This is a genomic window from Streptomyces sp. NPDC101165, from assembly GCF_044768135.1.
GTDB lineage: Bacteria > Actinomycetota > Actinomycetes > Streptomycetales > Streptomycetaceae > Streptomyces.
This window is the reverse complement of sequence record NZ_JBIWPG010000023.1, coordinates 58,759-85,464: the sequence shown is the minus strand read 5'-3', so window position 1 is coordinate 85,464 and position 26,706 is coordinate 58,759. Positions and strand designations below refer to the sequence as shown.

Sequence of the window (26,706 nt, the reverse complement as noted above, 5' to 3'; positions counted from 1 at the left end):
AACGAGGTTGCCGTATCTATGCGCCACGATGAAGGAGTCCGCGGTGAGTGCTGACCCGACGCAGGTGCTCGCCTTCGAGTCCGACTGTCACATCTTCACCGGATGTGGATTCCCGGCTCCCGGCCTGCATTCCTTTGTCTTCAAGCCGCTCTTCACTGTCGGCGGGTTCGAGTTCAACAAGCCGATGCTGCTGGCCCTGCTGGGCACGGTCGCGATCGTCGCTTTCTTCTGGGCCGCGTTCGCCAGGCCCAAGCTCGTGCCTGGCAAGCTCCAGATGATCGGTGAGGCCGGGTACGACTTCGTGCGCCGCGGCATCGTCTACGAGACGCTGGGCAAGCGCGAGGGCGAGAAGTACGTACCCCTCATGGTCTCGCTCTTCTTCTTCATCTGGATCATGAACCTGTGGTCCGTGATCCCGCTGGCACAGTTCCCCGTGACGTCCATGATCGCCTTCCCGGCAGGTCTGGCGGCCATCGTCTACATCCTGTGGATGTTCCTGACGTTCAAGAAGCACGGGTTCACCGGCGGTCTGAAGAACATCACCGGTTACGACAAGTCGCTCGGCGCCGTACTGCCGGTGATCGTGATCATCGACCTCTTCTCGAACGTGCTGATCCGCCCCTTCACGCACGCGGTCCGACTCTTCGCGAACATGTTCGCCGGCCACCTGCTGCTGCTGACCTTCACCATCGGCACCTGGTACCTGCTGAACGGAGTCGGCATCGTCTACGCTGGCGCCTCGTTCGTGATGACCATCCTGCTCACGGCGTTCGAGCTCTTCATCCAGGCTGTTCAGGCGTACGTCTTCGTACTCCTCGCCTGCAACTACGTTCAGGGCGCTCTCGCCGAGCACCACTGAGCCTCCTCGCCCTCCCTGTCCAATCTGACTGACCGGTGGCCAACCCCCACCGGTACGCGTAAAGAGAAGGAAGATCCGGCATGTCCGCTCTCCAGTTCCTTGCCGCCGACGGCGTCACCGGCAACCTCGGTTCGGTCGGCTACGGCCTCGCTGCGATCGGCCCCGGCATCGGCGTCGGCATCATCTTCGGTAACGGCACCCAGGCTCTCGCCCGCCAGCCCGAGGCTGCCGGTCTGATCCGCGCCAACCAGATCATGGGTTTCGCCTTCTGTGAGGCCCTGGCGCTGATCGGTATCGTCATGGGCTTCCTCTTCCGTAGCTGAAGCGCGCTTCGACGCAACTCCCTTAGACGGAAGGCACTGATGTGAACGCCCTGGTAACGCTGGCGGCGACAGAGGAGCAGAATCCTCTGATCCCCGAGATCCCAGAGCTTGTCATCGGCCTGATTGCTTTCGCCATCGTCTTCATCTTCCTCGCCAAGAAGCTCCTCCCGACCATCAACAAGGTTCTGGAAGAGCGTCGCGAGGCCATCGAGGGCGGTATTGAGAAGGCCGAGGCCGCGCAGACCGAGGCCCAGAGCGTCCTCGAGCAGTACAAGGCCCAGCTCGCCGAGGCCCGGCACGAGGCCGCGCGCCTGCGCCAGGAGGCGCAGGAGCAGGGTGCCGCCCTCATCGCCGAGATGCGGGCCGAGGGCCAGCGGCAGCGCGAGGAGATCGTCGCCGCCGGTCACACCCAGATCGAGGCCGACCGCAAGGCCGCCGCGGGCGCCCTGCGGCAGGACGTCGGCAAGCTCGCCACCGAACTGGCCGGCAAGCTCGTCGGTGAGTCCCTCGAGGACCACGCCCGGCAGAGCCGCGTGATCGACCGCTTCCTCGACGAGCTCGAGGAGAAGGCCGAGGCCACGCGATGAACGGAGCGAGCCGCGAGGCCCTGGCAGCCGCACGTGAGCGTCTCGACGCGCTGACGGACTCCACGTCCGTGGACGCCGTCCAGCTCGCGGACGAGCTGGCGGCCGTCACCGCGCTGCTCGACCGCGAGCCCAGCCTGCGTCGGGTCCTCACCGACCCGGCGCAGCCCGGTGAGGCCAAGGCCGAGCTGGCCCGGCGCCTCATCGGTGGCCAGGTCGGCGAGACCACGCTCGACGTGGTGTCCGGCATGGTCCGTTCCCGCTGGTCGCAGCCGCGTGACCTGGTGGACTCGCTGGAGGAGCTGGCGGACATCGCCGACCTCACGGCGGCGCAGAAGACGGACACGCTCGACGACGTCGAGGACGAGCTGTTCCGGTTCGGCCGGATCGTCTCCTCGAACACCGAGCTGCGTGCAGCGCTCACCGACCGCTCCGCGAGCACCTCGGCCAAGATCGAGCTGCTGCACCGGCTCCTCGGCGGCCGGGCCAAGCCCGCCACCGAGCGTCTGGTGACGCGCCTCGTGACCGCGCCGCGTGGACGTAGCCTGGAATCGGGACTGGAGTCCCTGTCCAAGCTCGCCGCCGAGCGCCGGGACCGCATGGTCGCCGTCGTCACCTCGGCGGTGCCGCTGAGCGACGGGCAGAAGCAGCGCCTCGGCGCCGCGCTGACCAAGCTCTACGGCCGCCGGATGCACCTCAACCTGGACGTCGACCCCGAGGTCGTCGGCGGGATCCGGGTGCAGGTCGGTGACGAGGTCATCAACGGTTCCCTCGCGGACCGGCTGGAGGACGCGGCCCGCCGCATGGCGAGCTAGCAGCACCTCGGCATTCGAGAAAAGCAGTACGTACTTACGGCCCTGGTTGGGCCGTGAAGAGGATTCCTGGGGGTCGCCCCCAGACCCCCACCGAAACTTCGGGCCCAACAAGGAGAGCAGGGAACCCAGATGGCGGAGCTCACGATCCGGCCGGAGGAGATCCGGGACGCGCTGGAGAACTTTGTCCAGTCGTACAAGCCGGACGCGGCCTCGCGCGAGGAGGTCGGTTCGGTCACCCTTGCCGGCGACGGCATCGCGAAGGTCGAGGGCCTGCCCTCGGCCATGGCCAACGAACTGCTGAAGTTCGAGGACGGCACCCTCGGCCTCGCCCTCAACCTCGAGGAGCGCGAGATCGGTGCCATCGTCCTCGGTGAGTTCAGCGGCATCGAGGAGGGTCAGCCGGTCACGCGTACCGGTGAGGTCCTCTCCGTCGCGGTCGGCGAGGGCTACCTCGGCCGTGTCGTCGACCCGCTCGGCAACCCGATCGACGGCCTCGGCGAGATCGAGACGTCCGGCCGCCGCGCCCTCGAGCTGCAGGCCCCCACGGTCATGCAGCGCAAGTCGGTGCACGAGCCGATGGAGACGGGCTACAAGGCCGTCGACGCGATGACCCCGATCGGCCGTGGTCAGCGTCAGCTGATCATCGGTGACCGCCAGACCGGCAAGACCGCCCTGGCCGTCGACACGATCATCAACCAGCGCGACAACTGGCGCTCGGGCGACCCGAAGAAGCAGGTCCGCTGCATCTACGTCGCCATCGGCCAGAAGGGCTCCACCATCGCCGGCGTGCGCCGCGCGCTGGAGGAGAACGGCGCCCTGGAGTACACGACCATCGTCGCCGCCCCGGCGTCCGACCCGGCCGGCTTCAAGTACCTGGCGCCGTACACCGGTTCGGCCATCGGTCAGCAGTGGATGTACGAGGGCAAGCACGTCCTCATCATCTTCGACGACCTGTCGAAGCAGGCCGACGCCTACCGCGCCGTGTCCCTGCTGCTGCGCCGCCCGCCGGGCCGTGAGGCCTACCCGGGTGACGTCTTCTACCTGCACTCCCGTCTGCTGGAGCGCTGCGCCAAGCTCTCCGACGACATGGGTGCCGGCTCGATGACCGGTCTGCCGATCGTCGAGACCAAGGCCAACGACGTCTCGGCGTTCATCCCGACCAACGTCATCTCCATCACCGACGGCCAGTGCTTCCTGGAGTCGGACCTGTTCAACGCCGGTCAGCGTCCCGCGCTGAACGTCGGTATCTCCGTCTCCCGAGTCGGTGGTTCCGCGCAGCACAAGGCGATGCGCCAGGTCTCCGGCCGTCTTCGCGTGGACCTCGCCCAGTTCCGTGAGCTGGAGGCGTTCGCCGCCTTCGGTTCCGACCTGGACGCCGCGTCGAAGCAGCAGCTGGAGCGCGGTCAGCGCATGGTCGAGCTGCTGAAGCAGGACCAGTACCAGCCGATGGCCACCGAGAACCAGGTCGTCTCCGTCTGGGCCGGCACCAACGGCCGCATGGACGACGTTCCGGTCGTCGACATCCGCCGCTTCGAGCGCGAGCTGCTGGACTACCTGCACCGCAAGGAGTCGGGCCTGCTCACCTCGATCCGCGAGGGCGCCAAGATGTCGAACGACACCATCCAGGCGATCGACGACGCCGTCGCAGAGTTCAAGAAGCAGTTCGAGACCTCGGACGGCAAGCTGCTCGGCGAGGACGTTCCTGCCGCTGCCGCCAAGTGACGTAAGGAAGGGACCTGACTCATGGGAGCCCAGCTCCGGGTCTACAAGCGTCGCATCCGATCCGTCAGCGCGACCAAGAAGATCACGAAGGCGATGGAGATGATCGCCGCCTCGCGCGTCGTCAAGGCGCAGCGCAAGGTGGTGGCCTCCACGCCGTACGCGACCGAGCTGACGCGCGCGGTCACGGCGGTCGGTACGGGTTCGAACACCAAGCACCCGCTCACCACGGAGGCGGAGAACCCGACCCGTGCCGCGGTCCTGCTCCTCACGAGCGACCGCGGTCTGGCCGGCGCCTTCAACTCCAACGCCATCAAGGCGGCGGAGCAGCTGACCGAGCGCCTGGAGCGCGAGGGCAAGCAGGTGGACACGTACATCGTCGGCCGCCGTGGTGTCGCCCACTACAACTTCCGTGAGCGCAAGATCTCGGAGTCGTGGACGGGCTTCACCGACGAGCCGTCGTACGCGGACGCCAAGAAGGTGGCGGAGCCTCTGATCGAGGCCATCGAGAAGGACACGGCCGAGGGTGGTGTGGACGAACTCCACATCGTCTACACCGAGTTCGTCTCGATGATGACGCAGACCGCGCTCGACGCCCGGCTGCTGCCGCTGCGTCTCGAAGAGGTCGCGGAAGAGGCCGCCCCCACGGGCGAGATTCTCCCGCTGTACGACTTCGAGCCTTCGGCGGAGGACGTCCTCGACGCCCTGCTGCCGCGCTACGTGGAGAGCCGCATCTACAACGCGCTGCTCCAGTCGGCCGCTTCGAAGCACGCCGCCACGCGGCGCGCGATGAAGTCGGCCACCGACAACGCGGGCGAGCTGATCAACACGCTCTCCCGTCTTGCCAACGCGGCCCGCCAGGCCGAAATCACCCAGGAAATCAGCGAGATCGTCGGTGGCGCCAGCGCCCTGGCCGACGCGACCGCGGGGAGTGACCGATAATGACCACCACTGTTGAGACCGCGACGGCTACGGGCCGCGTCGCCCGGGTCATCGGCCCGGTCGTCGACGTGGAGTTCCCCGTCGACGCGATGCCGGACATCTACAACGCCCTTCACGTCGAGGTGGCCGACCCGGCCAACGCCGGCGAGAAGAAGACGCTGACCCTCGAGGTCGCCCAGCACCTGGGCGACGGCCTGGTCCGCACCATCTCCATGCAGCCCACCGACGGTCTGGTCCGCCAGGCCGTGGTCACCGACACCGGCAGCTCCATCACGGTGCCGGTCGGCGACTTCACCAAGGGCAAGGTGTTCAACACCCTCGGTGAGGTGCTGAACGTCGACGAGCAGTACGAGGGCGAGCGCTGGGGCATCCACCGCAAGGCCCCGAACTTCGACGAGCTCGAGTCGAAGACCGAGATGTTCGAGACCGGCGTCAAGGTCATCGACCTGCTGACCCCGTACGTCAAGGGCGGCAAGATCGGTCTGTTCGGCGGTGCCGGCGTCGGCAAGACGGTGCTCATCCAGGAGATGATCTACCGTGTCGCCAACAACCACGACGGTGTCTCCGTGTTCGCCGGTGTCGGTGAGCGCACCCGTGAGGGCAACGACCTCATCGAGGAGATGTCGGACTCGGGCGTCATCGACAAGACCGCTCTGGTCTTCGGTCAGATGGACGAGCCCCCGGGCACCCGTCTGCGCGTCGCGCTGGCCGGCCTCACCATGGCCGAGTACTTCCGTGACGTCCAGAAGCAGGACGTGCTGTTCTTCATCGACAACATCTTCCGCTTCACGCAGGCCGGTTCCGAGGTGTCGACCCTGCTCGGCCGTATGCCCTCCGCGGTGGGCTACCAGCCGAACCTGGCCGACGAGATGGGTCTCCTCCAGGAGCGCATCACCTCGACCCGTGGTCACTCGATCACCTCGATGCAGGCGATCTACGTCCCCGCGGACGACCTGACCGACCCGGCCCCGGCCACCACCTTCGCCCACCTCGACGCGACGACGGTTCTGTCCCGTCCGATCTCCGAGAAGGGCATCTACCCGGCCGTGGACCCGCTGGACTCCACGTCCCGGATCCTGGACCCGCGCTACATCGCTGCGGATCACTACAACGCGGCCATGCGCGTGAAGACGATCCTGCAGAAGTACAAGGACCTCCAGGACATCATCGCGATCCTCGGTATCGACGAGCTGGGCGAGGAGGACAAGCTCGTTGTCCACCGTGCCCGTCGTGTGGAGCGCTTCCTGTCCCAGAACACCCACGTCGCCAAGCAGTTCACCGGCGTGGACGGCTCGGACGTGCCGCTCGACGAGTCGATCGCCGCGTTCAACGCGATCTGCGACGGTGAGTACGACCACTTCCCCGAGCAGGCGTTCTTCATGTGCGGTGGCATCGAGGACCTCAAGGCCAACGCCAAGGAGCTGGGCGTCTCCTGAGCCTCGCGCTCATCTGAGAGGGGCGCGGACCCACCCTTCCGGGGTGTGTCCAGCCCCTCTCTCCACGCCCATTAGAATTGACCCCAACACCCGGCACTACCGCCGGGTGGTGACCCGAGGAGCCACCCATGGCTGCTGAGCTGCACGTCGAGCTGGTCGCCGCCGACCGCCAGGTCTGGTCCGGTGAGGCCACCCTGGTCGTCGCGCGCACCACGTCCGGCGACATCGGCGTCATGCCCGGTCACCAGCCGCTGCTCGGTGTGCTGGAGTCGGGCCCGGTGACCATCCGTACGAGTGATGGTGGAACGGTCGTCGCCGCTGTGCACGGCGGTTTCATCTCGTTCGCGGACAACAAGCTGTCGCTGCTGGCGGAGATCGCCGAGCTGTCGGACGAGATCGACGTCCAGCGCACGGAGCGCGAGCTCGAGCGCGCGAAGGCGGAGGACGACGCCGAGGCCGAGCGTCGTGCGGATGTCCGCCTGCGGGCGGCGACCGCGGCGCGCTGATCCAGCGCGCGGTATGACGTCACTCAGCCGCGGCCGGCCCGGAGCAATCCGGTGCCGGTCGCGGCTGAGGCAGATGTGGGTGTTTTTTCCTTTTCATTACTCAGTTTCATCGCCTAGGAGACGAGGAGGTCGGTGCCGATGGTCCTCGCTCTGACTGTGTGCGGGATCGTGATCGCGCTCGTGGTGGTGGGACTGTTCCTGTTCGGACTGCGCCGCAGACTGATCCAGCGCTCCGGTGGCACCTTCGACTGCTCGCTGCGCTGGGACGTGCCCGAGAAACCGGACACCAACGGCAAGGGCTGGAGCTACGGCGTCGCCCGCTACAACGGCGACCGCATCGAGTGGTACCGCGTCTTCTCCTACGCACCCCGCCCGCGCCGCACCCTGGAGCGCGCCGCCATCGAGGTGGCCGGCCGCCGGCTGCCCGAGGGCGAGGAGGAGCTGGCGCTGCTCTCCGACGCGGTGGTCCTCGCCTGTACCCACCGGGGCACGCGCCTCGAACTCGCGATGAGCGAAGACGCGCTGACCGGATTTCTCGCGTGGCTGGAGGCAGCCCCGCCCGGACAGCGAGTGAATGTGGCGTAGCCACATTCACTCTCCCCCAGACGAAGCCGAGGGGGAGCGAATGTGGCTCTGAGCCGGATCTGCCCGACTACAGGTTGTTGCTGATGGCGCTCACCAGCTCGCCGTTGCTGGTGTCACCGCTGAACTCCCAGAAGAACGCGCCGCCGAGGCCCTGGTTCTTGGCCCAGGCCATCTTCGTCGCGATGGTGGCGGGGGTGTCGTACGACCACCAGTTGCTGCCGCAGTGCGCGTACGCCGTACCCGCGACGGTGCCGGTCGCCGGGCAGGACGTCTTCAGCACCTTGTAGTCCTCGATGCCCTGCTCGTACGTGCCGGCCGCCGGACCCGTGGCCGTGCCGCCCGGGGCGTCCTGCGTCACGCCGGTCCAGCCGCGGCCGTAGAAGCCGATGCCGATGAGCAGCTTGCTCGCCGGGACACCGATCGCCTTGTACTTGGCCATCGCGTCGGCGGTGGTGAAGCCCGCCTTCGGGATACCGCTGTACGAGGTGAGCGGGGAGTGCGGGGCCGTCGGACCCTGGGCGTCCCAGGCACCGAAGAAGTCGTACGTCATCACGTTGTACCAGTCGACGTACTGCGCGGCACCCGCGTAGTCGGCGGCCTCGATCTTGCCGCCGGAGGAGCCGTCGGCGGTGACGGCCGAGGTGACCAGGTTGTTCGAGCCGAACTTGGCGCGGAGCGCGGCCATCAGGTTCTTGTAGGCCGCGGCCCCGCTGGTGTCACAGCTCAGGCCGCAGGCGTTCGGGTACTCCCAGTCGATGTCGATGCCGTCGAAGACGTCGGCCCAGCGCGGGTCCTCGACCAGGTCGTAGCAGGACTGCGCGAACGCGGCCGGGTTCTTCGCGGCCTCACCGAAACCGCCGGACCAGGTCCAGCCGCCGAAGGACCACAGCACCTTGATGTTCGGGTACTTGGCCTTCAGCTCGCGCAGCTGGTTGAAGTTGCCGCGCAGCGGCTGGTCCCAGGTGTCCGCGACGCCGCTGACCGACTGGTCGGCGCTGAACGCCTTGTCGTAGTCGGCGTAGGAGTCACCGATCGCGCACTTGCCGCCGGTGACGTTGCCGAAGGCGTAGTTGATGTGCGTGATCTTCGAGGCGGAGCCGGACGTCACCAGGTTCTTGACGTTGTAGTTGCGCCCGTAGATGCCCCACTCGGTGAAGTAGCCGAGCTTGACCTTGTTGCCGGTGGGCGGGGGAGTGGTGCCGCCGCCGGTGGTGTGCACGGCGACGGCGCCGCTGACCGGTCCGGTCTGGTCGGCGGTGTCGCGGGCCTGCACGGTGTAGGAGTAGTCGGTGCCGGCGGTGAGGCCGGTGTCCGTGTACGACGTGGTCGTCACGGTGCCGACGACCTTGCCGTCGCGCAGCACGTCGTAGTTCTTGACGCCCTTGTCGTCGGTGGCCGCGCTCCAGCCGAGCTTCACGGAGGTGTCGGTGACGGAGGACGCGGTCGGGGTGCCGGGCGCGGAGGGGGCCGCGTCACCGGGGACCGTGGTGCCGTCGCAGCTGTCGCCGTTGAGCTTGCAGTTGGACGGGGAGCCGGAACCGGCGCCGTTGAAGCCGAAGGACACGGTGGCGCCTGGGGCCAGGGTGCCGTTGTACGACTTGTTCTTGGCGGTCCAGTGGGTGCCGGAGTTGGTGACGTCCGCATCCCATGCGGAGGTGACCGACGTACCGGAGGGGAAGTCCCACTCGACGGTCCAGGAACTGATGCTGCTGGTGCCGGTGTTCTTGATGGTCCACTGACCGCCGAAGCCGGTTCCCCAGTCGCTGGTCTTGGTGTAGGTGGCGGTGGCGTTCGTCGCGGCCTGGGCGGGGCCCGCGAGACCGACCAGACCGGCCAGGGGGAGCAACAGGGTCGCGAACCCTGCCGCGGCTCTGTGTCTGAAGCGCATGCTGCGCCTCCCTCGTGTGTCGGGGGTGTCAGGGGCATGACTGAGCCTTCACGCCCACGGTGCCGCGAGAATAGAAAGGTCTGGACCACAGGTCAATAGGTCTGGACCACTTGCCCGACGGGCCCGCTAGATCCCCAACTCCTGCGCCAGTACGGCCGCTTGAACCCGGCTGCGCAGCTCCAGCTTCGCCAGCAGACGGCTGACGTGCGTCTTCACCGTGCCCTCCGCCATCTCCAGCCGCGCCGCGATCTCGGCGTTGGACAGCCCCTCGCCGATGCACGACAGCACCTCGCGCTCACGCCGGGTGAGAGAGTCCAGCGCGGCCGGGTCGGCCGTCGGCTCGCGCACCGGCTTCGCCGCGAACTCGGCGATCAGCCGCCGCGTGACGGCCGGCGCGACGATTCCCTCCCCGCGCGCCACCGTCCGCACGGCCTCCAGCAGATCGCGTGCCTCGGTGTTCTTCAGCAGGAACCCGGCCGCCCCCGCCCGCAGCGCCCCGAACACGTACTCGTCGAGGTCGAAGGTGGTCAGCACCAGGACGTCCGCCGTCCTTTCCGCGACGATCTGCCGGGTCGCCGACACCCCGTCCAGGCGCGGCATCTGCACGTCCATCAGCACCACGTCCGGCCGCAGTTCCCGGGCCAGTTCGACCGCCCGCTGTCCGTCCGCCGCCTCCCCGGCCACCTCGATGTCGGGCGCGCTGTCGAGGATGAGGACCAGGCCGGCGCGGACGGCGGACTGGTCCTCGGCGACGAGGACCCGGACGGCGCGGTTCATGCGGGGTCTCCTTCGGTGAGCGGAAGAGCGGCGCGTACGGCCCAGCGGCCGCCCTCGGGCCCGGCCTCGAAGCTGCCGCCGAGCAGCGCGGCCCGCTCCCGCATCCCGGTGAGACCGGCGCCGGAGCCGGGGGCGCGAGGACTGTCGCCGGGCCGGTACGGGCTGGTCACCCGCACCTGAAGGGTGCCGCTCTCCTGTCGCAGGGCGACATGGACACACCCCTTCGCCGCATGCTTCAGAGCGTTGGTCAGCGACTCCTGCACGATCCGGTAGGCGGCCAGCTCGACCGGCACGGGCACGCTGTCGTGGCCGGCCTCGAGGGTCACCTCCAGACCGTTCGAGCGGGCGCCGTCGACCAGGGCGCCGAGGCCGTCGAGCGTGGGCGAAGCGGCGGGCTCCCGGTCGCCGGAGCCGTCCCGCAGAATCCCGATCAGCCGCCGCATCTCGGCCAGCCCCTCGACGCTGTTCTCCCGGATGACCGCCAGCGCGTCCATGGAGGTCTTCGGGTCGTCCAGGGAGAGCGCGGCCGTGGAGTGGATGGCGATCGCCGAGAGGTGGTTGGCCACCATGTCGTGCAACTCCCGTGCGAACCGGGCCCGTTCGACGGTGACCGCCTGGGTGCGGTCCATCTCGGCCAGCAGCGCGGTCTGTTCGGCGCGCAGCCGGGCCGCCTCGGCCGCGTCGCGGTGGTTGCGGACCACCCAGCCCGTGGAGGCCGGTGCGAACGCGACCACGCCGACGCCCACACCGATCAACAGCCCTTGTGGGTCACGCCAGAGGGCGGCGGGCACGACTCCGCCGAGAACCGTCAGCATCCCGGTGATCCAGGGGATCCGCCGGGCGGCGGCGGGACTGCCGTACAGGACGGCCGCGTACACCAGGTCGGTGTACAGCACGACCGTGACGATGCTGCCGAGGGTCACCGTGTCCAGGGTCAGCGCGACGGTGCCGACCAACAGGCCGGCGCGGGGCCGGATGCGGCGCAGCGGCTCACAGGCGGCGGTCATCGCGAGCGGCACCAGCGGGGCCCAGGGCGCCTGCCACAGCACGAGGTGGTCCGAGGCCACGCGCGGGTGGATCCCGAGCACCCACAGCAGTACCCCGCCGAGCAGGCCGCCCACGGTGATGCGCAGGTCGTCGCGGTGCGGGCGGGGGAGTGCGAGGGGCATGACCCCATCCAACACGGCCCGCGGCCACCGCGCCTGCCCCTCGGGAAGGGTCCCGAACTGCAACTTTCGATTACGGCGGGTTCGCCCGCGCCGACGATGATCCGTGGCTCGGCCGACGGCAGCCTGGAAGGGTGAGCGAAGGGGGAGAACCTTGATCGTCGGATTGATCGTCGCCTGTGAGGTGGCCTTCTGGGTGCTGCTGGCCGCCGGGCTGGCCTTCCGCTACCTGTGGCGCATGCCCCGCACGGGCCTCGCACTGCTGCTGTGCGAGCCGCTGCTGGAGGTGGTGCTGTTCGTGGTCACCGCGATCGACCTCAAGAACGGCGCGGAACCCGACTGGCGGCACGGCCTCGCCGCCGTCTACATCGGCTTCACCGTCGGCCTCGGCCACTCCACGATCAAGTGGGCGGACGCCCGCGTCGCCCACCGCTTCGCCGGCGGCCCGCCGCCCGTGAAGCCCCCGAAGTACGGCACGGCCCGCGCCCTCCACGAGTGGAAGGTCGCGGGCCGCTGGATCCTGGCCTCGCTCGTCGCCCTCGCCCTGCTGCAGGGCGCGGCCTGGTACGTCGGCGGCGACGGCGACACCGGCTCGCTGCGGGCGTGGCAGCTGAGGATGGTGTGGGTGATCGGGATCAACGTGCTGGTCGCCGCGAGCTACACGCTGTTCCCCAGACTCCCCAAGGGGTCCGAGGCCGCCAGGGCCCCCGAGCAGAAGCGTTAGCGCTCCCCGCCCGGTACCCACAGCACGTCCCCGGTCTCCTTGTTCGCGGTCCTGGCCAGAATGAAGAGCAGGTCCGAGAGCCGGTTCAGGTAGGTCGCGGTGAGCGCGTTCATGTGCTCGCCGTGCACCTCCAGGGCCGCCCAGGTGGAGCGTTCGGCCCGGCGGACCACCGTGCAGGCCTGGTGCAGCAGGGCCGCGCCGGGGGTGCCGCCGGGGAGGATGAAGGAACGCAGCTTCTCCAGCCGCTCGTTGAAGCGGTCGCAGTCCGCCTCCAGCCGGTCGACGTAGAACTGCTCGACCCGGAGCGGCGGGAACTCCGGGTTCTCCACCACCGGCGTCGACAGGTCCGCGCCCACGTCGAACAGGTCGTTCTGGACGCGGGTGAGGACCTTGACGACCTCCTCGTCCAGGCCGCCCAGTGCGATCGCGGTGCCGATCACGGCGTTGGCCTCGTTGGCGTCGGCGTAGGCCGAGATCCTGAGGTCGGTCTTGGCGACCCGGCTCATGTCACCGAGGGCGGTGGTGCCCTTGTCGCCGGTCCTGGTGTAGATGCGTGTCAGATTGACCATGTGACCAGCGTAGTTACGCTCCGGCCGTCCGGAACACACGGGTGCCCACTGTCACGGCGAGCCCCGCGAAGCCGACCGCGACGAGCACGCCGTACAGCATGTGCGCGCTCGTGTACTGGCCGACGTACGCGTCGCGCACCGCGTCCACCAGATAGCGGAACGGGACGAAGTGCGAGAGCACGTCCAGCCAGGTGGGCGCGAGCGTCATCGGGAGCATCAGGCCGGACAGCAGCATCGACGGCATCGACAGCGCGTTGATCAGCGGACCGAACTCCTGCGGGGTGCGGACCCGCATACCCAGCGCGTACGACAGCGAGGCCAGCGAGAGCGTGAGCAGGGCGACGAACCCGAAGCCGATGAGGATGCCCGGCAGGGGCGCGCGCAGGCCCATCACCACCGCGGCGAGCACCAGCAGCACCGCCTGGAAGACGAAGACCGTGGCGTCCCGCAGCACCCGGCCGAGGAGCAGGGCGAGCCGGCTGACCGGCGTCACCCGCATCCGCTCCACCACCCCCTGGGCGTTCTCCATGATGATCGTGAAGCCCGCGAACAGAGCCCCGAACAGACCGAGTTGGAGCAGCAGCCCGGGCACGAGCACCTGCCAGGAACTGCCCTTCCCGCCGAGCGGCAGGTCGGTGAGGAGCGGGCCGAAGAACAGGAGATAGAGGAGCGGGGTCAGCACGCCGAAGAGCAGCGCGAAGCGGGAGCGCAGGGACTGGCGGAGGTAACGGCCGAAGACGAGGCCGGTGTCGTGAAGAAGCATCTCTCTGATTCCGTGAGCGGTCCGACGTGAACGGTCCTATACGGCGACGGGGGCGGTGTCGGCCGGGGTGGGGCCGCGGCCGGTGATGGCGAGGAAGGTGTCCTGGAGGGTGGCGTCGATCGAGCCGCCGTGGGCCAGCTTGAGTGCGCTCGGCGTGCCGTCGGCCACGACGACGCCCCGGTCGACGACGACGAGCCGGTCGGCGAGGGCGTCGGCCTCGTCCAGGTAGTGGGTGGTCAGGAAGACCGTGGTGCCGTGCTCGTCGCGGAGCCGGCGCACCAGATCCCACAGGTCGGCCCGGCTGCCCGGGTCCAGTCCGGTCGTCGGCTCGTCCAGGAACAGGACCTTCGGGCGGTGGGTGAGCGCCATCGCGATGTCGAGGCGGCGCCGCTGCCCGCCGGAGAGGGCACCCGTCTTCCGGTCGAGCGGTTCGGTGAGGTCCAGCTCCCGGGCGAGTTCCGCGGTGCGCTCGACGGCCTCGGCCTTCGACAGGCGGTACATCCGGGCCTGGGTGACCAGCTCTTCCCGGACCGTGATCTGTGGGTCCACCCCGCCGGACTGGGCGACGTAGCCGGAGGCCCGGCGCACGCCGGCCGGGTCGGTCGCCAGGTCGCACCCGGCGACGGTGGCCGCACCGCCGGTGGGCTTCAGCAGGGTGGTGAGCATCCGCAGGGTGGTCGTCTTGCCGGCGCCGTTGGGGCCGAGGAAGCCGAGGATCTCGCCTTCGCGGACGGTGAGGTCGACGCATCGCACGGCCTCCACGGGGCCGGTTCTCGTCTGGAAGGTGCGGGCCAGTCCGGCCGCGCTGATGACTGCTGCCATGCCCACAGAAAAACAGAGTCCCTGAAATTTTGCAATGACACCAAGTTTTCAGTGGGCCCAGCAAAGTTAGGATGCGGACATGGCTGAGGGACTCAGGGAGCGGAAGAAACGGCAGACCAGGCAGTACATCTCGGATGTCGCCACGGGGCTGTTCCTGGAGCGCGGCTTCGACGCCGTGACGGTCGCGGAGATCGCCGAGGCCGCGAACGTCTCCGTCAACACCGTCTACAACTACTTCCCGGCGAAGGAGGACCTCTTCTTCGACCGCTCCGCCGGCATGGTCGACCGGCTCGCCCGCTGGGTGCGGGGCCGCCCCGCCGGTGAGTCCGCGGTCGTCGCGGTCCTGCGCGAGCTGCGCGAGGAGATCGAGGCGGTCTCACCCCGGGTCGGCCTGATCCCCGGATACGCGAGCTTCATGCGGGTCATCGAGGAGGCCCCCGCGCTGCGCTCCCGGCTGTGGGTCATCGCCCAGGAGGTCCAGGCCAACCTGGAACGCGCGCTGCGCGAGGAGACCGGCGCGGCCGACGACGACGAGCTGCCCACCCTGATGTCGGGTCAGATCGGCTGGGTGCACAGTACGGTCATGGCGGTCATCTCACGCGAGATGGTCAAGGGGCGCGAACCGCGCGAAGTGTCACGAGAGGTACTCGTTCTCCTCGACGACATCGAGGACCTGTTGAGCGAAAAGGTCCTCAACTACGCCGTCCGTGGCTCGTCCTGACCCCTGCCGGTGTGATGTCCGTCAATTGAGACGTGACGCGCGTTACTTACCGGTCACACAGCGGCTCCGGAGCGCTATGGTCCGCCGAAGAGCCAGACGTCAACAGCGTTGAGGGAGTCGGAGTGGCACGGAAGCTCGCCGTCATCGGGGCCGGTCTCATGGGATCCGGCATCGCCCAGGTCGCCGCACAGGCGGGCTGGGACGTCGTTCTGCGCGACGTCACCGACGAGGCAATCAAGCGTGGCACCGACGGCATCAAGGCCTCGTACGACAAGTTCGTCGGCAAGGGCAAGCTGGAGGCGCAGGACGCCGAGGCCGCCCTCGCCCGCATCACCGCCACCACCGACCTGGACGCCGCCGCCGACGCCGACATCGTCGTGGAGGCCGTCTTCGAGAAGCTGGAGGTCAAGCACGAGATCTTCCGCGCGCTCGACAAGATCGTGCGCCCGGAGACCGTGCTCGCCTCCAACACCTCCGCCATCCCGATCACCAAGATCGCGGCGGCCACCGAGCGCCCCGAGCGGGTCGTCGGTGTGCACTTCTTCTCGCCGGTGCCGATGATGCAGCTCGTCGAGCTCGTCCGCGGCTACAAGACCAGCGACGAAACCCTCGCCACCGCGCGGGAGTTCGCGGAGTCCGTCGGCAAGACCTGCATCGTCGTCAACCGCGATGTCGCCGGGTTCGTGACCACCCGGCTCATCTCCGCCCTCGTCGTCGAGGCGACCAAGCTCTACGAGTCCGGCGTCGCGACCGCCGAGGACATCGACCTCGCCTGCAAGCTGGGCTTCGGCCACGCGATGGGCCCGCTGGCCACCGCGGACCTGACCGGCGTGGACATCCTGCTGCACGCCACCAGCAACATCTACACCGAGTCCCAGGACGAGAAGTTCGCCGCGCCGGAGCTGATGCGCCGGATGGTGGACGCCGGTGACATCGGGCGCAAGAGCGGGCAGGGCTTCTACAAGTACTGACCCGTACACGACCGGACGCACACCCCGGGAGCGTCACTCCCGGGGGTGAATTCGGTATCGGTTCGCTTACAAGCAGCAACCGCTCTGCCACTCAGGCAGTCAGACGTTGCACAGCATCAGCACCAGCACCGTCACGGAGTACGCCACACCGCACTCAACGGGGAGCGCATATGTACATCAGGGGCGACCACGCCGAGCTGGTCGTCGGGGGCCGCCTCGACGTCCGCAGCGCGGCGGACGCCCGTACGGCCCTGCACTCGGCCGTCGACACCGGAGTCGGCGACCTGGTGCTCGACCTGTCCGAACTGGACTCCTGGGACGCCACCGGACTCGGGGTGATCATGGGTGCCCACCGGCGGGCCGGCCGCTGCGGGCGCCGTCTGGTGCTGCGCGGTGTCCCGCCGCAGATGCAGCGCCTGCTGGTGGCCACCCGGCTGCACCGCATCCTCGCCATCGAGGGCGGCATCGGGGTGGAGTCGCTGCCCCGCGTGTGACGCGTCCCGGGTGAACACCCCGATCGGGTGTGAACCGGGCGACAGGGGAGACCCGGACGCAGCTGCCGAAGCGCACGTCGAGGGCAATCCTCACCGGACTGTGATGCTTCGGACCGCGCGGCACCCCGCCCTGTCGTAGATACTGTGCGAAGGTTTAGGGTTCGGTCGCCCGCTGCCTCAAACCCTCGATCGCGCGGGCCCGGACCAGAAGCGACAGCGCGGTGTGCAGCAAGGCCGGGAGGGGCCGGTATGTCAGGGCACACGACGCTTTTGGGGGGCTTGAACCTATGGACCCGATCACTCCGGGACCCGGTGAGCACGGCCAGACTCCGAGCCGTCGCCCGCCCCGGGAATCCCTCACCTCCGACTTCGGCCAGAGCACGCCCGCGCTCGCCCGCACGGTGCAGCTGGTCTCCGGCGACTTCCTGCTGACCGTCAATCCGGTCGACGGAAGCGAGATAGAACCCTGCCCGCCGCACGAGCGGCCGGGGCGGCCGCGCAAGCGGACCGCCGCCGAGCGCGCCGAGACCGAGCGCGCCGCCCGCCCGCCCGTGCCGGCGGGTCCGGCGCAGCCCACGCCGGCTCTCCTCGAGCGCCAGGACGACCGCGAACGCCTGGTCCGCCTCCTCGCCCGCGGCCGCTCGGTGCGCCTCACCGGCCCCGCCGGCTCCGGCCGCACCGCCCTGCTCGATCTGGTCGCCGAGGACTGCCTGGACCTCGCCCCCGACGGCGTGGTCCACCTCACCGGCTTCCACCGCACCGCCACCGACCTCCTGTACGACCTCTTCCACGCCGTCTACGACGCCCCCCTGTACCGGCCCGAACGGGGCCAGTTGCGCGAACTGGTCGCCGAGATCGGTGCGGTCGTGGTCGTGGACGACCTGGAGCTCGGCGGCGCCGCCCTGGACGAACTGCTCGCCGCCACCCCCGAGTGCGCCTTCCTGCTCGGCGCCACCCCGGACGTCCCCGCGCCCGCCGCCGGCTCCGACGTCGAGGAGGTCGCCCTCACCGGCCTGGACCGCGCGGCCGGCGTGGAGATCCTGGAGCGCGCCGTGGGCCGGGTCCTCACCGAGGAGGAGGCCAACTGGGCCGGCGACCTGTGGTTCGAGTCCGAGGGCCTGCCGCTGCGGTTCGTCCAGGCCGGCGCCCTGCTCCTGCAACGCGACCAACTGCGCGCCAGCACCGGCGCGGTGGACGAGTACGGCGTCTTCGAGGACGTACGCATTCCCGTCGAGGCACCCCTGGACGCGGCGGAGGCGGAGGACGTCCCGCTGCCGTCCCTCGGCGAGGCGGCCGCGCCCGCGCCGCTGCTCGCCTCCCGGCTCAGCGCCTCCGCCCGCGCCACCCTGCGCTTCGCCGTCGCGCTCGGTGGCGAGGTGCCGCACCAGGCGCATCTGCCCGCGCTGGTCGGCGACACCCACGCGGACGCCGCGCTCGGTGAACTCGCGAGCTGCGGACTGGTCTCCCCGGTCGGCTCCCGCTACCGCCTCGCGGCCGGAGTGCCGGCCCAGCTGGAGGCCGCCGGCTATGCCGCCGACGCCCCTGCGCAGGCCCTCACCGCCGCCGAGCACTACGCCTGGTGGGCCGGGCACCCCTCGGTCACGCCCGAGCGGGTGTCCGCCGAGGCCGACGCGGTCCTTGCCGCGCTCGCGGTCGTGGTGCCGGACACCGTGCCTCCGGTCGAGGGCGAGGAGAGCGTCGCGGCACGGCTCGCCCGTACGGCCGCACCCGCCTTCGCCGCCGGGCTGCACTGGAGCGCCTGGGAACGGGCCCTGCGGTCCGGTGCCGAGGCCTCCCGGCTCTCCGGCGAGGTCTCCGAACAGGCCTGGTTCCACCACGAGTTGGGCGTCCTCGCGCTCTGCGGCGGACAGCTGGACCGGGCCCGCGCCGAGCTGGAGTCCTCGGGCGGCCTGCGCGCGGCGCTCGCCGACAAGCGGGGCACCGTCGCCGGACGCCGGGCCCTGGCCCTGGTCGCCGACCTCGCGGGCGATGTGCCCGGACCGATGGCGGGCGAGGAGATACCGGCCGCCCGTCACGAGGAGTCGGCGTCGCCTCCCGGCGGGCTGCCGGTGCCCTACCAGCCGATGTACACCCCTGCCGACGACACCCTGGTCACCCAGCAGCCCCCGTCCCTCAAGTCGATCGGCGGCATCCGCCGTCTGGCCCGCCGCAACATGGTCGCGGCCGGCTCCGGCGCTCTGCTCGTCGCCGTCCTCGGCACGGTCGTCACGCTCGGCATGACGTCCCACGAGAGCGCGGACAAGAACCCGGCCGGACAGGTCGGCGTCAATCCGTCCGCGAGTCAGGGACTGGACGACGGCGGCCTGGGCGCGGACCCGAAGGACAGCGCATCGACCGGCAGCGCCGGCACGCCCTCCGGAAGTCCGACGGGTCCGGGTCCGGACGGCACCTCGGTTGCCCCGACCCCGTCGGCGACGGCGCCTTCGGCGAGCCCGACCAGTACGAGGGGGACGGGTGGCGGGGGTACGTCTCCCTCCCCGTCCAAGTCGCAGACGACGAAGCCCAGCTCACCGAGGCCGACGAGGACGACGCCGTCGGCCACGCCGAGCAGCTCCTCGCCGACCCCCACCCCCACGCCCACCCCGACCCAGACGGAAACGACCCCGTCGACCACCAACTCGGCCAGCGGCCCGCCATCATCGAGCAGCCCGGCAGACGGCTCCGACCCGGTGATGTAGGGGCAAGCACAATTTCTCCGCCGCGACGGTGCTCAACCACGAGGGTGTGACCGGCGGTGCCCAACCGGCCTCAGGCGGGTTCGGCACCCCGGTCACAGCCGTACGGGCTGAGCATCGTCGCGGCGGGAATGGCTTGCCAGCCGCTGCAAGGTGCTGTCGGCCTGCCGTAGCGGAGCGCCCCGGTCAGAACAGCCGCAGTTTGTCGTCCTCGATCCCGCGCATCGCGTCGTAGTCCAGGACCTGGCAGTTGATGCCGCGGTCCGTGGCGAGGACCCGGGCCTGGGGCTTGATCTCCTGGGCCGCGAAGACGCCGCGGACCGGGGCGAGATGCGGGTCGCGGTTCAACAGCTCCAGGTAGCGCGTGAGTTGCTCCACGCCGTCGATCTCACCGCGGCGCTTGATCTCCACCGCGACCGTCTGCCCGTCCGCGTCCCGGCACAGGATGTCCACCGGGCCGATCGCGGTCATGTACTCGCGGCGGATGAGGGTGTAGCCCTCGCCGAGCGTCTCGATGCGGTCGGCGAGCAGCTCCTGCAGGTGCGCTTCCACGCCGTCCTTGATCAGACCGGGGTCCACACCGAGTTCGTGCGAGGAGTCGTGGAGGATCTCCTCCATCGTGATGATCAGTTTCTCGCCCGCCTTGTTGACGACGGTCCACACGCCCTCGTCCTCGCCCGTGCCCTCCTTCAGGGTGCAGGGCGGCGACATCCAGTTGAGGGGCTTGTAGGCCCGGTCGTCCGCGTGGATGGAGACGCTGCCGTCCGCCTTGACCAGGATCAGGCGGGGCGCCGAGGGCAGGTGGGCGGTGAGCCGGCCGGCGTAGTCGACCGAGCATCGGGCAATGACGAGACGCATGGTCGGCAACGCTACTCGACACCCACGGGTAGACGCGATTCGCCCTCCCCACCGCCCGCCCCCGGCGTCAACCGGGACCCGGTGGGTCACCCCATTCATCCAGGAAACTCTTGTTCATCCCTGGCTGATTGTGTGCCCAAAGGGGCCGTTCCATATACGCAATCTGCTGGTGTGGTCACCGACCGTTGCCTACCGTAGTAAACGGGAGGTCGCGACCTGTGTACTGAGCGTGTTCGAAATCGCGAACTTCCTTATCTGTCAGGCAACCCCTGCTCGTCGGGGGTGCGAGAGGAGAACCCATGTCGCTCGACGTCTCACCGGCCCTACTCGAACAGGCCGAGCGAGGCGAGGTCGACGAAGCAGCTTTCGTCGACTGCGTCCGGACCTCCCTGCCCTATGCGTGGGAGATGATCAGCTCCCTGGTGGCCCAGCTGAAGGTGGACGGCGGACCCTTCGCCGACAACCAGACGCCCCCGCCGGACGAGCAGGCACGAGGTCAGCTGCTGCGTGCGCTCGCGAGTGACGCCATACGCGGTGCGCTGCAGCGGCACTTCGGTGTGCGGCTGGCCTTCCAGAACTGCCACCGGGTGGCGGTGTTCCCTCTGGATGCCTCGGTGGACGAGACATTGGCCCGCTTCACCTCGGTGCGCAACCAGTTGCTGAACCAGTCGCCGGAGCTTCGGGACTGCTGACGCGCGGCTGTCGTGCTCCCGACTCGGTGAGCCGCTTGCTTGCCGCTCCATCCACGGGGAGGTGCGTTCGTACTGGGGCGGCAAGCGCCCTACGGCAGAAGGGAGTCGGCGGCCGGTCAGCGTAGCTGGGGCAGCACCTCGGCGCCCAGTCGCCGCAGGTTCTCCTCCGTCGCCGCGAGGTCGCCCGACCCCTCGACGAGCAGGGCGAACCGGGAGATTCCGGTCCGCTCCGAAGTGGCCGCGAGCCGGTCGGCGGCCAGCCTCGGGGTGCCCACCGGGTGCAGCCCGCAGAGCAGTTCGGTGTACGCGTACGGATCGCGCATCGTACGCATTCGGCCGTCTACGGTGACGTGGGCGTCGAGGCCCTGTTTCAGCCACCCCGGCATCGCCTTCAGCAGCGCCTCGGCCGCGTCCGTGCGCCGGTCCGCGATCTGGCAGACGCCGGCCGAGACATGGGCCGCACCCGCGATCTCCTCGGCCGGGCGTCCGGCGGCCCGCGCGAACTGCCGCCACAGGGCGACCATCTCGGCCTTTTCCTCGTCCCCGATGTGCATGCCGAGCAGCATCGGCAGCCCGCGCTCGGCGGCCAGCCGCACGCTGGCCGGCGAGGTGCAGGCGACGACGACCTCGGGCCCGGGCGTCTCCGTCAGTGCCTCCGACGGGCGCGGCACGACGGGTACCTCACGGAAGGAGAACCGTTTACCCGAAGCCGACACCGACGGCTCGCGCAGCCAGCGCACCAGCAGATCGAGTGATTCCGGGAACCCGTGCTCGTACGCGTCGAGGCCCGTGCCGAACACCTCCAGGTCCACCCAGGGGCCGCCGCGCCCCACGCCCAGCGTGAACCGGCCGCCGCTTGTCATATGCAGCAGCGCTGCCTGTTCGCCGAGGGCGACCGGGTGCGCGGTGGGCAGCACACTGACCGCCGTACCGATCCGGATACGCTGGGTGCGGCCGAGCAGCAGCGCGGCCAGGGTGATCGCTGACGGGCATGTGCCGTACGGCACGAAGTGGTGCTCGGCCAGCCACACCGTGTCCAGCCCGGCCTCCTCGGAGACCTCCGCCGAGCGGACCGCCCGGTGAAGGGCCTCCCCCGGCCCCTGGCCCGGGAACTGGGCCGCCAGCACAAAACTTCCTACGTGCATCGCTCTTCCTGCTTCCTTGGCTCCGACCGGAGCTCCCCCAACCGGCATAACCGTCTGACACGTGCCTAGGACACGGCCTGGCGGGGAGATTTGCGGATTGTCTGCAGAATGAGCCGCCCGGGAGGGGGACTTGTACGGGTTGGCGCGCTACGTGTACCCCCGTCGGGGCCGCGTAGGCTGGATGCAGCCCGTGCTTCCTGTATAGCTCCGAGAGGTGTCCCGTGTCCCCGCGTCGCAACCGACCGAAGGCAGCCGGGTCGTCCGGCCAGAGCGCCGAGGACGACCGTGCCGGCCGGTACGGCGGCTGGCAGTCCACGGAGAGCTGGCAGGGCGAGGAGTGGAGCGTGCGCCATGTCGCCGGGGCGAGCGCCGAGGGCAAGACCTACCGCTGCCCCGGCTGCGACCAGATGATCCCCTCCGGTGTCCCGCACGTGGTGGCCTGGCCGGAGCACTCGGGCGTCGACGACCGCCGCCACTGGCACAAGGCGTGCTGGAACGCGAAGGACCGCCGCACCATCCGGGTGCAGCGGTCCCGTAACGCGCCGAAGTTCTGAGCTACACGTCCCGGCTCTGCAGCAGCGCGTAGGCGCCGGCGTACGCGGCCGCCGTCACGCCCAGGATGATCCACAGCGGGTCCCAGCCCGTCGGGCCGGACTGACTCAGGGTGTTGTTGTAGAAGACGCCCATCTGGCTCGGGATCGAGTACTCGAGCAGCGCCTTCTGCACCTTCTGCAGCGACTCCGCGTTCATGAACAGCGCGAGCACCAGCGGGGCGAGGACCGTGCCGATCATGATCGTGATGGCGCCCGCGGAGTGCCGGATGATCGAGCCGACGAGCAGCGAGAGCAGCCCGAGCAGAGCGATGTAGAGGCTGATGCCGACCGTGGCCTTCAGCCACTCCCCGCTGGACGGGGTTCCCGCGCCGTGGCCCTTCAGCATCGACGCCTGCACCATCGCCACGAACGACACGGTGGCCAGCGTCACCACGAAGGCGATCACGAAGAACACGATCGACTTGGCCGCCAGCACCCGGCCCCGGCTCGGGCACGCGGTCATCGTCGTACGGATCATGCCCGTGCCGTACTCGGAGGCCGTGGTCAGCACGCCGAGCGTGATGATGCACATGATGCCGATCAGCAGGCCGAAGAAGCCGAGGGTGAGCGGGCTCTCGCCGCCCAGGTCGGAGCTGGAGTTCTGCACCGTGACACCGGCCAGCAGGCCGATGCCGACCACGAGCAGGACGAAGACGCCGAGCGTCCACATCGTCGACCGCACCGACTTGATCTTCGTCCACTCGGACGCGAGCGCGTGCCCGAGGTGGGTGCGCACGACCGGGATCGGCGAGTTGTAACCGGGGTACGGACCGCCGGGCGCCGCCTGCCACTCGGGCGCGGCTGCGGTTGCCTGCGGCATCGGGGGCTGGTGGGTGCTCATCGGGCGTCCTCGGACTTGGTCAGGTCGGCGGCCGGGGCCGCGGGAGCGGGCTGGGACGGTGCTGCGGCCGGGGCCGGGGGAGCGGCCACCGGAGGCTGCCCCTGCGGGGCCGCGTACGGGTTGGGCGCACCCGCACCCGGAGCGCCCGGCGCGCCGGCGGGCGCGGCGCCGTACGGACCCGAGGGCGGCGTCTGCATCGCGAACGGCTGCCCGCCGCCCTGCTGGGGCGGCGGCGGGGCGTACCAGCCCGGCTGGCCCTGGCCGGGAACCGGCATGGGCGGCTGGGCGCCGGGCGGCAGGGGCTGCTGCAGGCCCGCCTTCTGGTCGATGGTCGAGCGGTAGTCGACGGCGCCCTGCGTCATCCGCATGTACGCCTCCTCCAGCGAGGCCTGGTGCGGCGACAGCTCCCACAGCCGTACGTCCGCCTCGTGCGCCAGGTCGCTGATCCGGGGCAGCGGCAGCCCGGTCACGCGCAGCGCGCCGTCCTGCTCCGGCAGCACGTGGCCGCCCGCCTCGGTGAGCGCGGAGGACAGCTTCTCGCGCAGCTGGGGCTCGGTGTCCGGGGTGCGCACCCGCGCGAAGTCGGCGGAGTTGGCGGAGATGAACTCCGTCACGCTCATGTCGGCGAGCAGCTGTCCGCGCCCGATCACGATGAGGTGGTCGGCGGTCAGCGCCATCTCGCTCATCAGGTGCGAGGAGACGAAGACCGTACGGCCCTCGGCCGCGAGGGCCTTCATCAGGTTGCGCACCCAGAGGATGCCCTCGGGGTCGAGGCCGTTGACCGGCTCGTCGAAGAGCAGCACCTGGGGGTCGCCGAGCAGCGCGGCGGCGATGCCGAGGCGCTGGCCCATGCCGAGCGAGAAGCCCTTGGAACGTTTCCTCGCGACCTCCTGCAGGCCGACGACCCCGAGCACCTCGTCCACCCGCCGGGCCGGGATGCCCGACAGCTGGGCGAGGCTCAGCAGGTGGTTGCGGGCGGCCCGGCCGCCGTGCACCGCCTTGGCGTCGAGCAGCGCGCCCACCTGGCGGGGGGCGTTGGGCAGCTTGCGGTACGGGAAGCCGCCGATGGTCACCGCGCCGGACGTCGGGTTGTCCAGCCCGAGGATCATCCGCATGGTCGTCGACTTGCCCGATCCGTTGGGCCCGAGGAAGCCGGTCACGGCTCCCGGTCGCACCTGGAAGGAAAGGTTGTACACGGCGGTCTTGTCGCCGTAGCGCTTGGTAAGGCCTACAGCCTCGATCATGCTCCGCACCCATCGAAAGGTTCAGGACAGCGGGGCACACGCCCCCGTAAGGGATAGGAGGATATCCGGGCGCTGACGGTTCCGCCCAAGAGTAAGTAAAGCCAAGGCATCACGGAACGTGGCTCGGACGCCTACTGGGCGTCCCGGTGCTTCAGCAGGGCGTAACCGCCCGCGACCGCCGCGACCACCCACAGCGCCATGATCCCCAGCCCGCCCCAGGGGCCGTAGGGCGTGTCGTCGCCGACTCTCGGCACCACCTGCATGATCCGGCTGCCGGCCTGGTCGGGCAGGAAGCGGCCGACCTTCTTGGTGGCGTCGACGTTGCCCAGGATGTTGGAGATCAGGAAGAAGAACGGCATCAGGATGCCCAGCGACAGCATGGGGGAGCGCAGCATCGTGGCGATGCCCATGGAGAACATCGCGATGAGGGCCATGTAGAGCCCGCCGCCGATCACCGCACGCAGCACCCCGGGGTCGTCGATCCGGGTGCCGAGGTCGCCGAGCATCGCCTGCCCGAGGAAGAAGGCGGCGAAGCCGGTGACCATGCCGACGGCCAGGGCGAGCGCGCCCGCCACGGCGATCTTGCTGAACAGGAAGGTGCCGCGTTGCGGCACGGCGGCCAGTGAGACGCGGATCATGCCGGTGCTGTACTCGTTGGAGACGACGAGCACCCCGAACACGATCATGGCGAGCTGGCCGAGGGTCATACCCGCGAAGCTGATGACCGTCGGGTCGAAGGAGAGCCGCTCCCGCAGCGGCATGTTCTCGTACTGGCTCTTCGACAGCGCGGAGATGAGCGTCCCGAGGGCGAGCGTGACCACCACGGCGAGCGACAGTGTCCACACCGTGGAGGCGACGGACCGGATCTTGGTCCATTCCGACCGCACGACCTGACGGACTGCCATGGCCTCAGGCCCCCTTCCAGCCGGCGCCCCAGTCCTGCGGGGCGGGCGCGGGCGCGGCGTGCGCGTGGTACTCCACCGACTCCGCCGTCAGCTGCATGAACGCCTCCTCCAGCGAGGCCTGCTGCGGGCTCAGCTCGTGCAGCACGATCCCGTACCGCGTGGCCAGCTCCCCGATCCGCTCGGCCTTGCCGCCCGCCACCTCCAGCGTTTCGCCGCCCGCCTCCACGACGGTGATGCCGTCCTCGTGCAGCACGTCCAGCAGCCGCTCACGCTGCGGAGAACGGATCCGTACATAGCTGCGCGCGTTCTGCCGGACGAAGTCCGTCATCGAGGTGTCGGCGAGCAGCCGTCCCTGCCCGATGACCACCAGATGATCCGCGGTCAGTGCCATCTCGCTCATCAGATGACTCGAGACGAACACGGTCCGCCCCTGCGTGGCCAGCGACTTCATCAGGTTCCGGATCCAGTGGATGCCCTCGGGGTCGAGCCCGTTGACCGGCTCGTCGAACATCAGGATCCGCGGATCACCGAGCAGTGCGGCCGCGATCCCGAGCCGCTGGCCCATCCCGTACGAGAACCCCTTGGCCTTCTTCCGGGCCACGGCGGTGAGCCCGACGACGTCGAGCACTTCGTCCACCCGCCGCCCAGGGATCCCGTTGCTCTGCGCGAGACACAGCAGATGGTTGAACGCGGTGCGCCCGCCGTGCACGGCCTTCGCGTCCAGCAGGGCCCCGATGTACGTCAGCGGGTCCTTCAGCTGGGCGTAGTGCAGCCCGTCGATCCGGACGTCCCCGGCGGTGGGCCGGTCAAGGCCGAGGATCATCCGCATGGTCGTGGACTTGCCGGCGCCGTTGGGCCCGAGAAACCCGGTGACGATGCCGGGCCTGACCGTGAAGGTGAGGCCGTCGACCGCCAGCTTCTCGCCGTACCGCTTGGTCAGCCCCACCAGCTCGATCATGCGGCCACGCTAGGACGGGTGTCGGGCCGCGGCCACTCGAGCGGTCGGGGGGAGTCCGTGCGCCCCTACCGGCGGGTTATGCTCCAGCTCCCCTGATCAACGGGGGCGGT

At 69.7% G+C, this 26,706-nt stretch carries 28 protein-coding genes; 16 read left to right on the top strand and 12 right to left on the bottom strand.

The window, feature by feature from the left end; translation table 11 throughout:
- Positions 1 to 28: 28 nt before the first annotated feature.
- From atpB to ACIRVH_RS37555, 9 genes are all read left to right on the top strand, one after another.
- A complete protein-coding gene (gene atpB, locus ACIRVH_RS37595) occupies positions 29 to 859 on the top strand; it encodes a F0F1 ATP synthase subunit A (RefSeq protein WP_403963300.1) in 831 nt (276 codons plus the stop codon).
- An 80-nt stretch (positions 860 to 939) separates the two neighbouring features.
- Entirely contained in the window at positions 940 to 1,182 is a 243-nt protein-coding gene (atpE, locus tag ACIRVH_RS37590) for an ATP synthase F0 subunit C (RefSeq protein ID WP_094216096.1), read from the top strand.
- Between the two features lie 41 nt (positions 1,183 to 1,223).
- A complete protein-coding gene (locus tag ACIRVH_RS37585) occupies positions 1,224 to 1,769 on the top strand; it encodes a F0F1 ATP synthase subunit B (RefSeq protein WP_094216095.1) in 546 nt (181 codons plus the stop codon).
- Entirely contained in the window at positions 1,766 to 2,581 is an 816-nt protein-coding gene (locus ACIRVH_RS37580; protein ID WP_403963295.1) for a F0F1 ATP synthase subunit delta, read from the top strand. Before ACIRVH_RS37585 ends, ACIRVH_RS37580 begins: the two co-directional genes overlap by 4 nt.
- A 129-nt stretch (positions 2,582 to 2,710) precedes the next feature.
- Positions 2,711 to 4,303 (top strand): F0F1 ATP synthase subunit alpha, encoded by a 1,593-nt coding sequence (gene atpA, locus ACIRVH_RS37575; RefSeq protein ID WP_403963293.1) that lies wholly within the window; start codon positions 2,711 to 2,713, stop codon positions 4,301 to 4,303.
- Between the two features lie 21 nt (positions 4,304 to 4,324).
- On the top strand, positions 4,325 to 5,242 hold the full coding sequence (locus tag ACIRVH_RS37570) for a F0F1 ATP synthase subunit gamma (protein WP_403963290.1): 918 nt from the start codon (positions 4,325 to 4,327) through the stop codon (positions 5,240 to 5,242).
- The gene (gene atpD, locus ACIRVH_RS37565; RefSeq protein WP_403963288.1) at positions 5,242 to 6,678 is read left to right on the top strand and encodes a F0F1 ATP synthase subunit beta; all 1,437 of its coding nucleotides are present in this window, start codon (positions 5,242 to 5,244) and stop codon (positions 6,676 to 6,678) included. Before ACIRVH_RS37570 ends, atpD begins: the two co-directional genes overlap by 1 nt.
- A gap of 128 nt (positions 6,679 to 6,806) precedes the next feature.
- Entirely contained in the window at positions 6,807 to 7,184 is a 378-nt protein-coding gene (locus ACIRVH_RS37560; RefSeq protein ID WP_094216090.1) for a F0F1 ATP synthase subunit epsilon, read from the top strand.
- Between the two features lie 138 nt (positions 7,185 to 7,322).
- Entirely contained in the window at positions 7,323 to 7,769 is a 447-nt protein-coding gene (locus tag ACIRVH_RS37555) for a DUF2550 domain-containing protein (RefSeq protein ID WP_145883641.1), read from the top strand.
- A 67-nt stretch (positions 7,770 to 7,836) separates the two neighbouring features.
- Here ACIRVH_RS37555 and ACIRVH_RS37550 read toward each other — a convergent pair whose 3' ends face one another.
- From ACIRVH_RS37550 to ACIRVH_RS37540, 3 genes are all read right to left on the bottom strand, one after another.
- Positions 7,837 to 9,657: a glycosyl hydrolase family 18 protein gene (locus ACIRVH_RS37550; RefSeq protein WP_403963284.1), complete on the bottom strand. Its 1,821-nt coding sequence runs from the start codon at positions 9,655 to 9,657 to the stop codon at positions 7,837 to 7,839.
- Positions 9,658 to 9,783: 126 nt separating this feature from the next.
- Positions 9,784 to 10,434, bottom strand: coding sequence for a response regulator (locus tag ACIRVH_RS37545; RefSeq protein ID WP_403963280.1), 651 nt, complete (start codon positions 10,432 to 10,434; stop codon positions 9,784 to 9,786).
- Positions 10,431 to 11,603 (bottom strand): sensor histidine kinase, encoded by a 1,173-nt coding sequence (locus tag ACIRVH_RS37540; RefSeq protein ID WP_403963277.1) that lies wholly within the window; start codon positions 11,601 to 11,603, stop codon positions 10,431 to 10,433. Before ACIRVH_RS37540 ends, ACIRVH_RS37545 begins: the two co-directional genes overlap by 4 nt.
- 151 nt (positions 11,604 to 11,754) lie before the next feature.
- Between ACIRVH_RS37540 and ACIRVH_RS37535 the strand changes: the two genes are divergently transcribed.
- The gene (locus tag ACIRVH_RS37535) at positions 11,755 to 12,324 is read left to right on the top strand and encodes a hypothetical protein (RefSeq protein WP_403963275.1); all 570 of its coding nucleotides are present in this window, start codon (positions 11,755 to 11,757) and stop codon (positions 12,322 to 12,324) included.
- On the opposite strand, the gene ACIRVH_RS37530 is transcribed toward ACIRVH_RS37535, so the two are convergent.
- The 3 genes from ACIRVH_RS37530 to ACIRVH_RS37520 are packed head-to-tail and all read right to left on the bottom strand — an operon-like array spanning position 12,321 to position 14,478.
- Positions 12,321 to 12,893, bottom strand: coding sequence for a cob(I)yrinic acid a,c-diamide adenosyltransferase (locus ACIRVH_RS37530; protein ID WP_403963272.1), 573 nt, complete (start codon positions 12,891 to 12,893; stop codon positions 12,321 to 12,323). The genes ACIRVH_RS37535 and ACIRVH_RS37530 overlap by 4 nt on opposite strands.
- A 13-nt stretch (positions 12,894 to 12,906) precedes the next feature.
- Positions 12,907 to 13,656: an ABC transporter permease gene (locus tag ACIRVH_RS37525; RefSeq protein WP_403963269.1), complete on the bottom strand. Its 750-nt coding sequence runs from the start codon at positions 13,654 to 13,656 to the stop codon at positions 12,907 to 12,909.
- A gap of 36 nt (positions 13,657 to 13,692) precedes the next feature.
- The gene (locus ACIRVH_RS37520) at positions 13,693 to 14,478 is read right to left on the bottom strand and encodes an ABC transporter ATP-binding protein (protein ID WP_403963266.1); all 786 of its coding nucleotides are present in this window, start codon (positions 14,476 to 14,478) and stop codon (positions 13,693 to 13,695) included.
- A gap of 79 nt (positions 14,479 to 14,557) precedes the next feature.
- Here ACIRVH_RS37520 and ACIRVH_RS37515 point away from each other — a divergent pair, with 79 nt between their 5' ends.
- From ACIRVH_RS37515 to ACIRVH_RS37500, 4 genes are all read left to right on the top strand, one after another.
- Positions 14,558 to 15,199: a TetR/AcrR family transcriptional regulator gene (locus ACIRVH_RS37515; RefSeq protein ID WP_403963263.1), complete on the top strand. Its 642-nt coding sequence runs from the start codon at positions 14,558 to 14,560 to the stop codon at positions 15,197 to 15,199.
- 122 nt (positions 15,200 to 15,321) lie between these two features.
- Positions 15,322 to 16,170, top strand: a complete 849-nt coding sequence (locus ACIRVH_RS37510) for a 3-hydroxyacyl-CoA dehydrogenase family protein (RefSeq protein ID WP_403963261.1) — start codon at positions 15,322 to 15,324, stop codon at positions 16,168 to 16,170.
- A 170-nt stretch (positions 16,171 to 16,340) separates the two neighbouring features.
- Complete coding sequence (locus tag ACIRVH_RS37505) at positions 16,341 to 16,664, top strand: STAS domain-containing protein (RefSeq protein WP_030656141.1); 324 nt, start codon at positions 16,341 to 16,343, stop codon at positions 16,662 to 16,664.
- 287 nt (positions 16,665 to 16,951) lie between these two features.
- Entirely contained in the window at positions 16,952 to 19,363 is a 2,412-nt protein-coding gene (locus ACIRVH_RS37500) for an ATP-binding protein (protein ID WP_403963258.1), read from the top strand.
- 183 nt (positions 19,364 to 19,546) lie between these two features.
- Here the strand turns inward: ACIRVH_RS37500 and nucS are convergent, their stop codons facing one another.
- The gene (gene nucS, locus ACIRVH_RS37495; protein ID WP_031171882.1) at positions 19,547 to 20,218 is read right to left on the bottom strand and encodes an endonuclease NucS; all 672 of its coding nucleotides are present in this window, start codon (positions 20,216 to 20,218) and stop codon (positions 19,547 to 19,549) included.
- A gap of 299 nt (positions 20,219 to 20,517) precedes the next feature.
- Here nucS and ACIRVH_RS37490 point away from each other — a divergent pair, with 299 nt between their 5' ends.
- Positions 20,518 to 20,910, top strand: coding sequence for an SCO5389 family protein (locus ACIRVH_RS37490; RefSeq protein ID WP_014675028.1), 393 nt, complete (start codon positions 20,518 to 20,520; stop codon positions 20,908 to 20,910).
- Between the two features lie 116 nt (positions 20,911 to 21,026).
- On the opposite strand, the gene ACIRVH_RS37485 is transcribed toward ACIRVH_RS37490, so the two are convergent.
- The gene (locus ACIRVH_RS37485) at positions 21,027 to 22,055 is read right to left on the bottom strand and encodes an LLM class flavin-dependent oxidoreductase (protein WP_403963254.1); all 1,029 of its coding nucleotides are present in this window, start codon (positions 22,053 to 22,055) and stop codon (positions 21,027 to 21,029) included.
- Between the two features lie 221 nt (positions 22,056 to 22,276).
- Here ACIRVH_RS37485 and ACIRVH_RS37480 point away from each other — a divergent pair, with 221 nt between their 5' ends.
- Entirely contained in the window at positions 22,277 to 22,609 is a 333-nt protein-coding gene (locus tag ACIRVH_RS37480; protein WP_403963249.1) for an ATP/GTP-binding protein, read from the top strand.
- A gap of 1 nt (position 22,610) precedes the next feature.
- Here ACIRVH_RS37480 and ACIRVH_RS37475 read toward each other — a convergent pair whose 3' ends face one another.
- The 4 genes from ACIRVH_RS37475 to ACIRVH_RS37460 form a co-directional block, all read right to left on the bottom strand.
- Entirely contained in the window at positions 22,611 to 23,489 is an 879-nt protein-coding gene (locus ACIRVH_RS37475) for an ABC transporter permease (protein ID WP_403963245.1), read from the bottom strand.
- The gene (locus tag ACIRVH_RS37470) at positions 23,486 to 24,733 is read right to left on the bottom strand and encodes an ABC transporter ATP-binding protein (RefSeq protein WP_403963242.1); all 1,248 of its coding nucleotides are present in this window, start codon (positions 24,731 to 24,733) and stop codon (positions 23,486 to 23,488) included. The genes ACIRVH_RS37475 and ACIRVH_RS37470 overlap by 4 nt, the downstream gene beginning before the upstream one ends.
- Positions 24,734 to 24,864: 131 nt before the next feature.
- A complete protein-coding gene (locus tag ACIRVH_RS37465) occupies positions 24,865 to 25,638 on the bottom strand; it encodes an ABC transporter permease (RefSeq protein ID WP_403963239.1) in 774 nt (257 codons plus the stop codon).
- 4 nt (positions 25,639 to 25,642) lie between these two features.
- Positions 25,643 to 26,596 carry an ATP-binding cassette domain-containing protein gene (locus ACIRVH_RS37460; RefSeq protein WP_403963236.1) on the bottom strand — a complete coding sequence of 318 codons (954 nt, stop codon included), beginning with the start codon at positions 26,594 to 26,596 and terminating at the stop codon, positions 25,643 to 25,645.
- Positions 26,597 to 26,706: the final 110 nt, after the last annotated feature.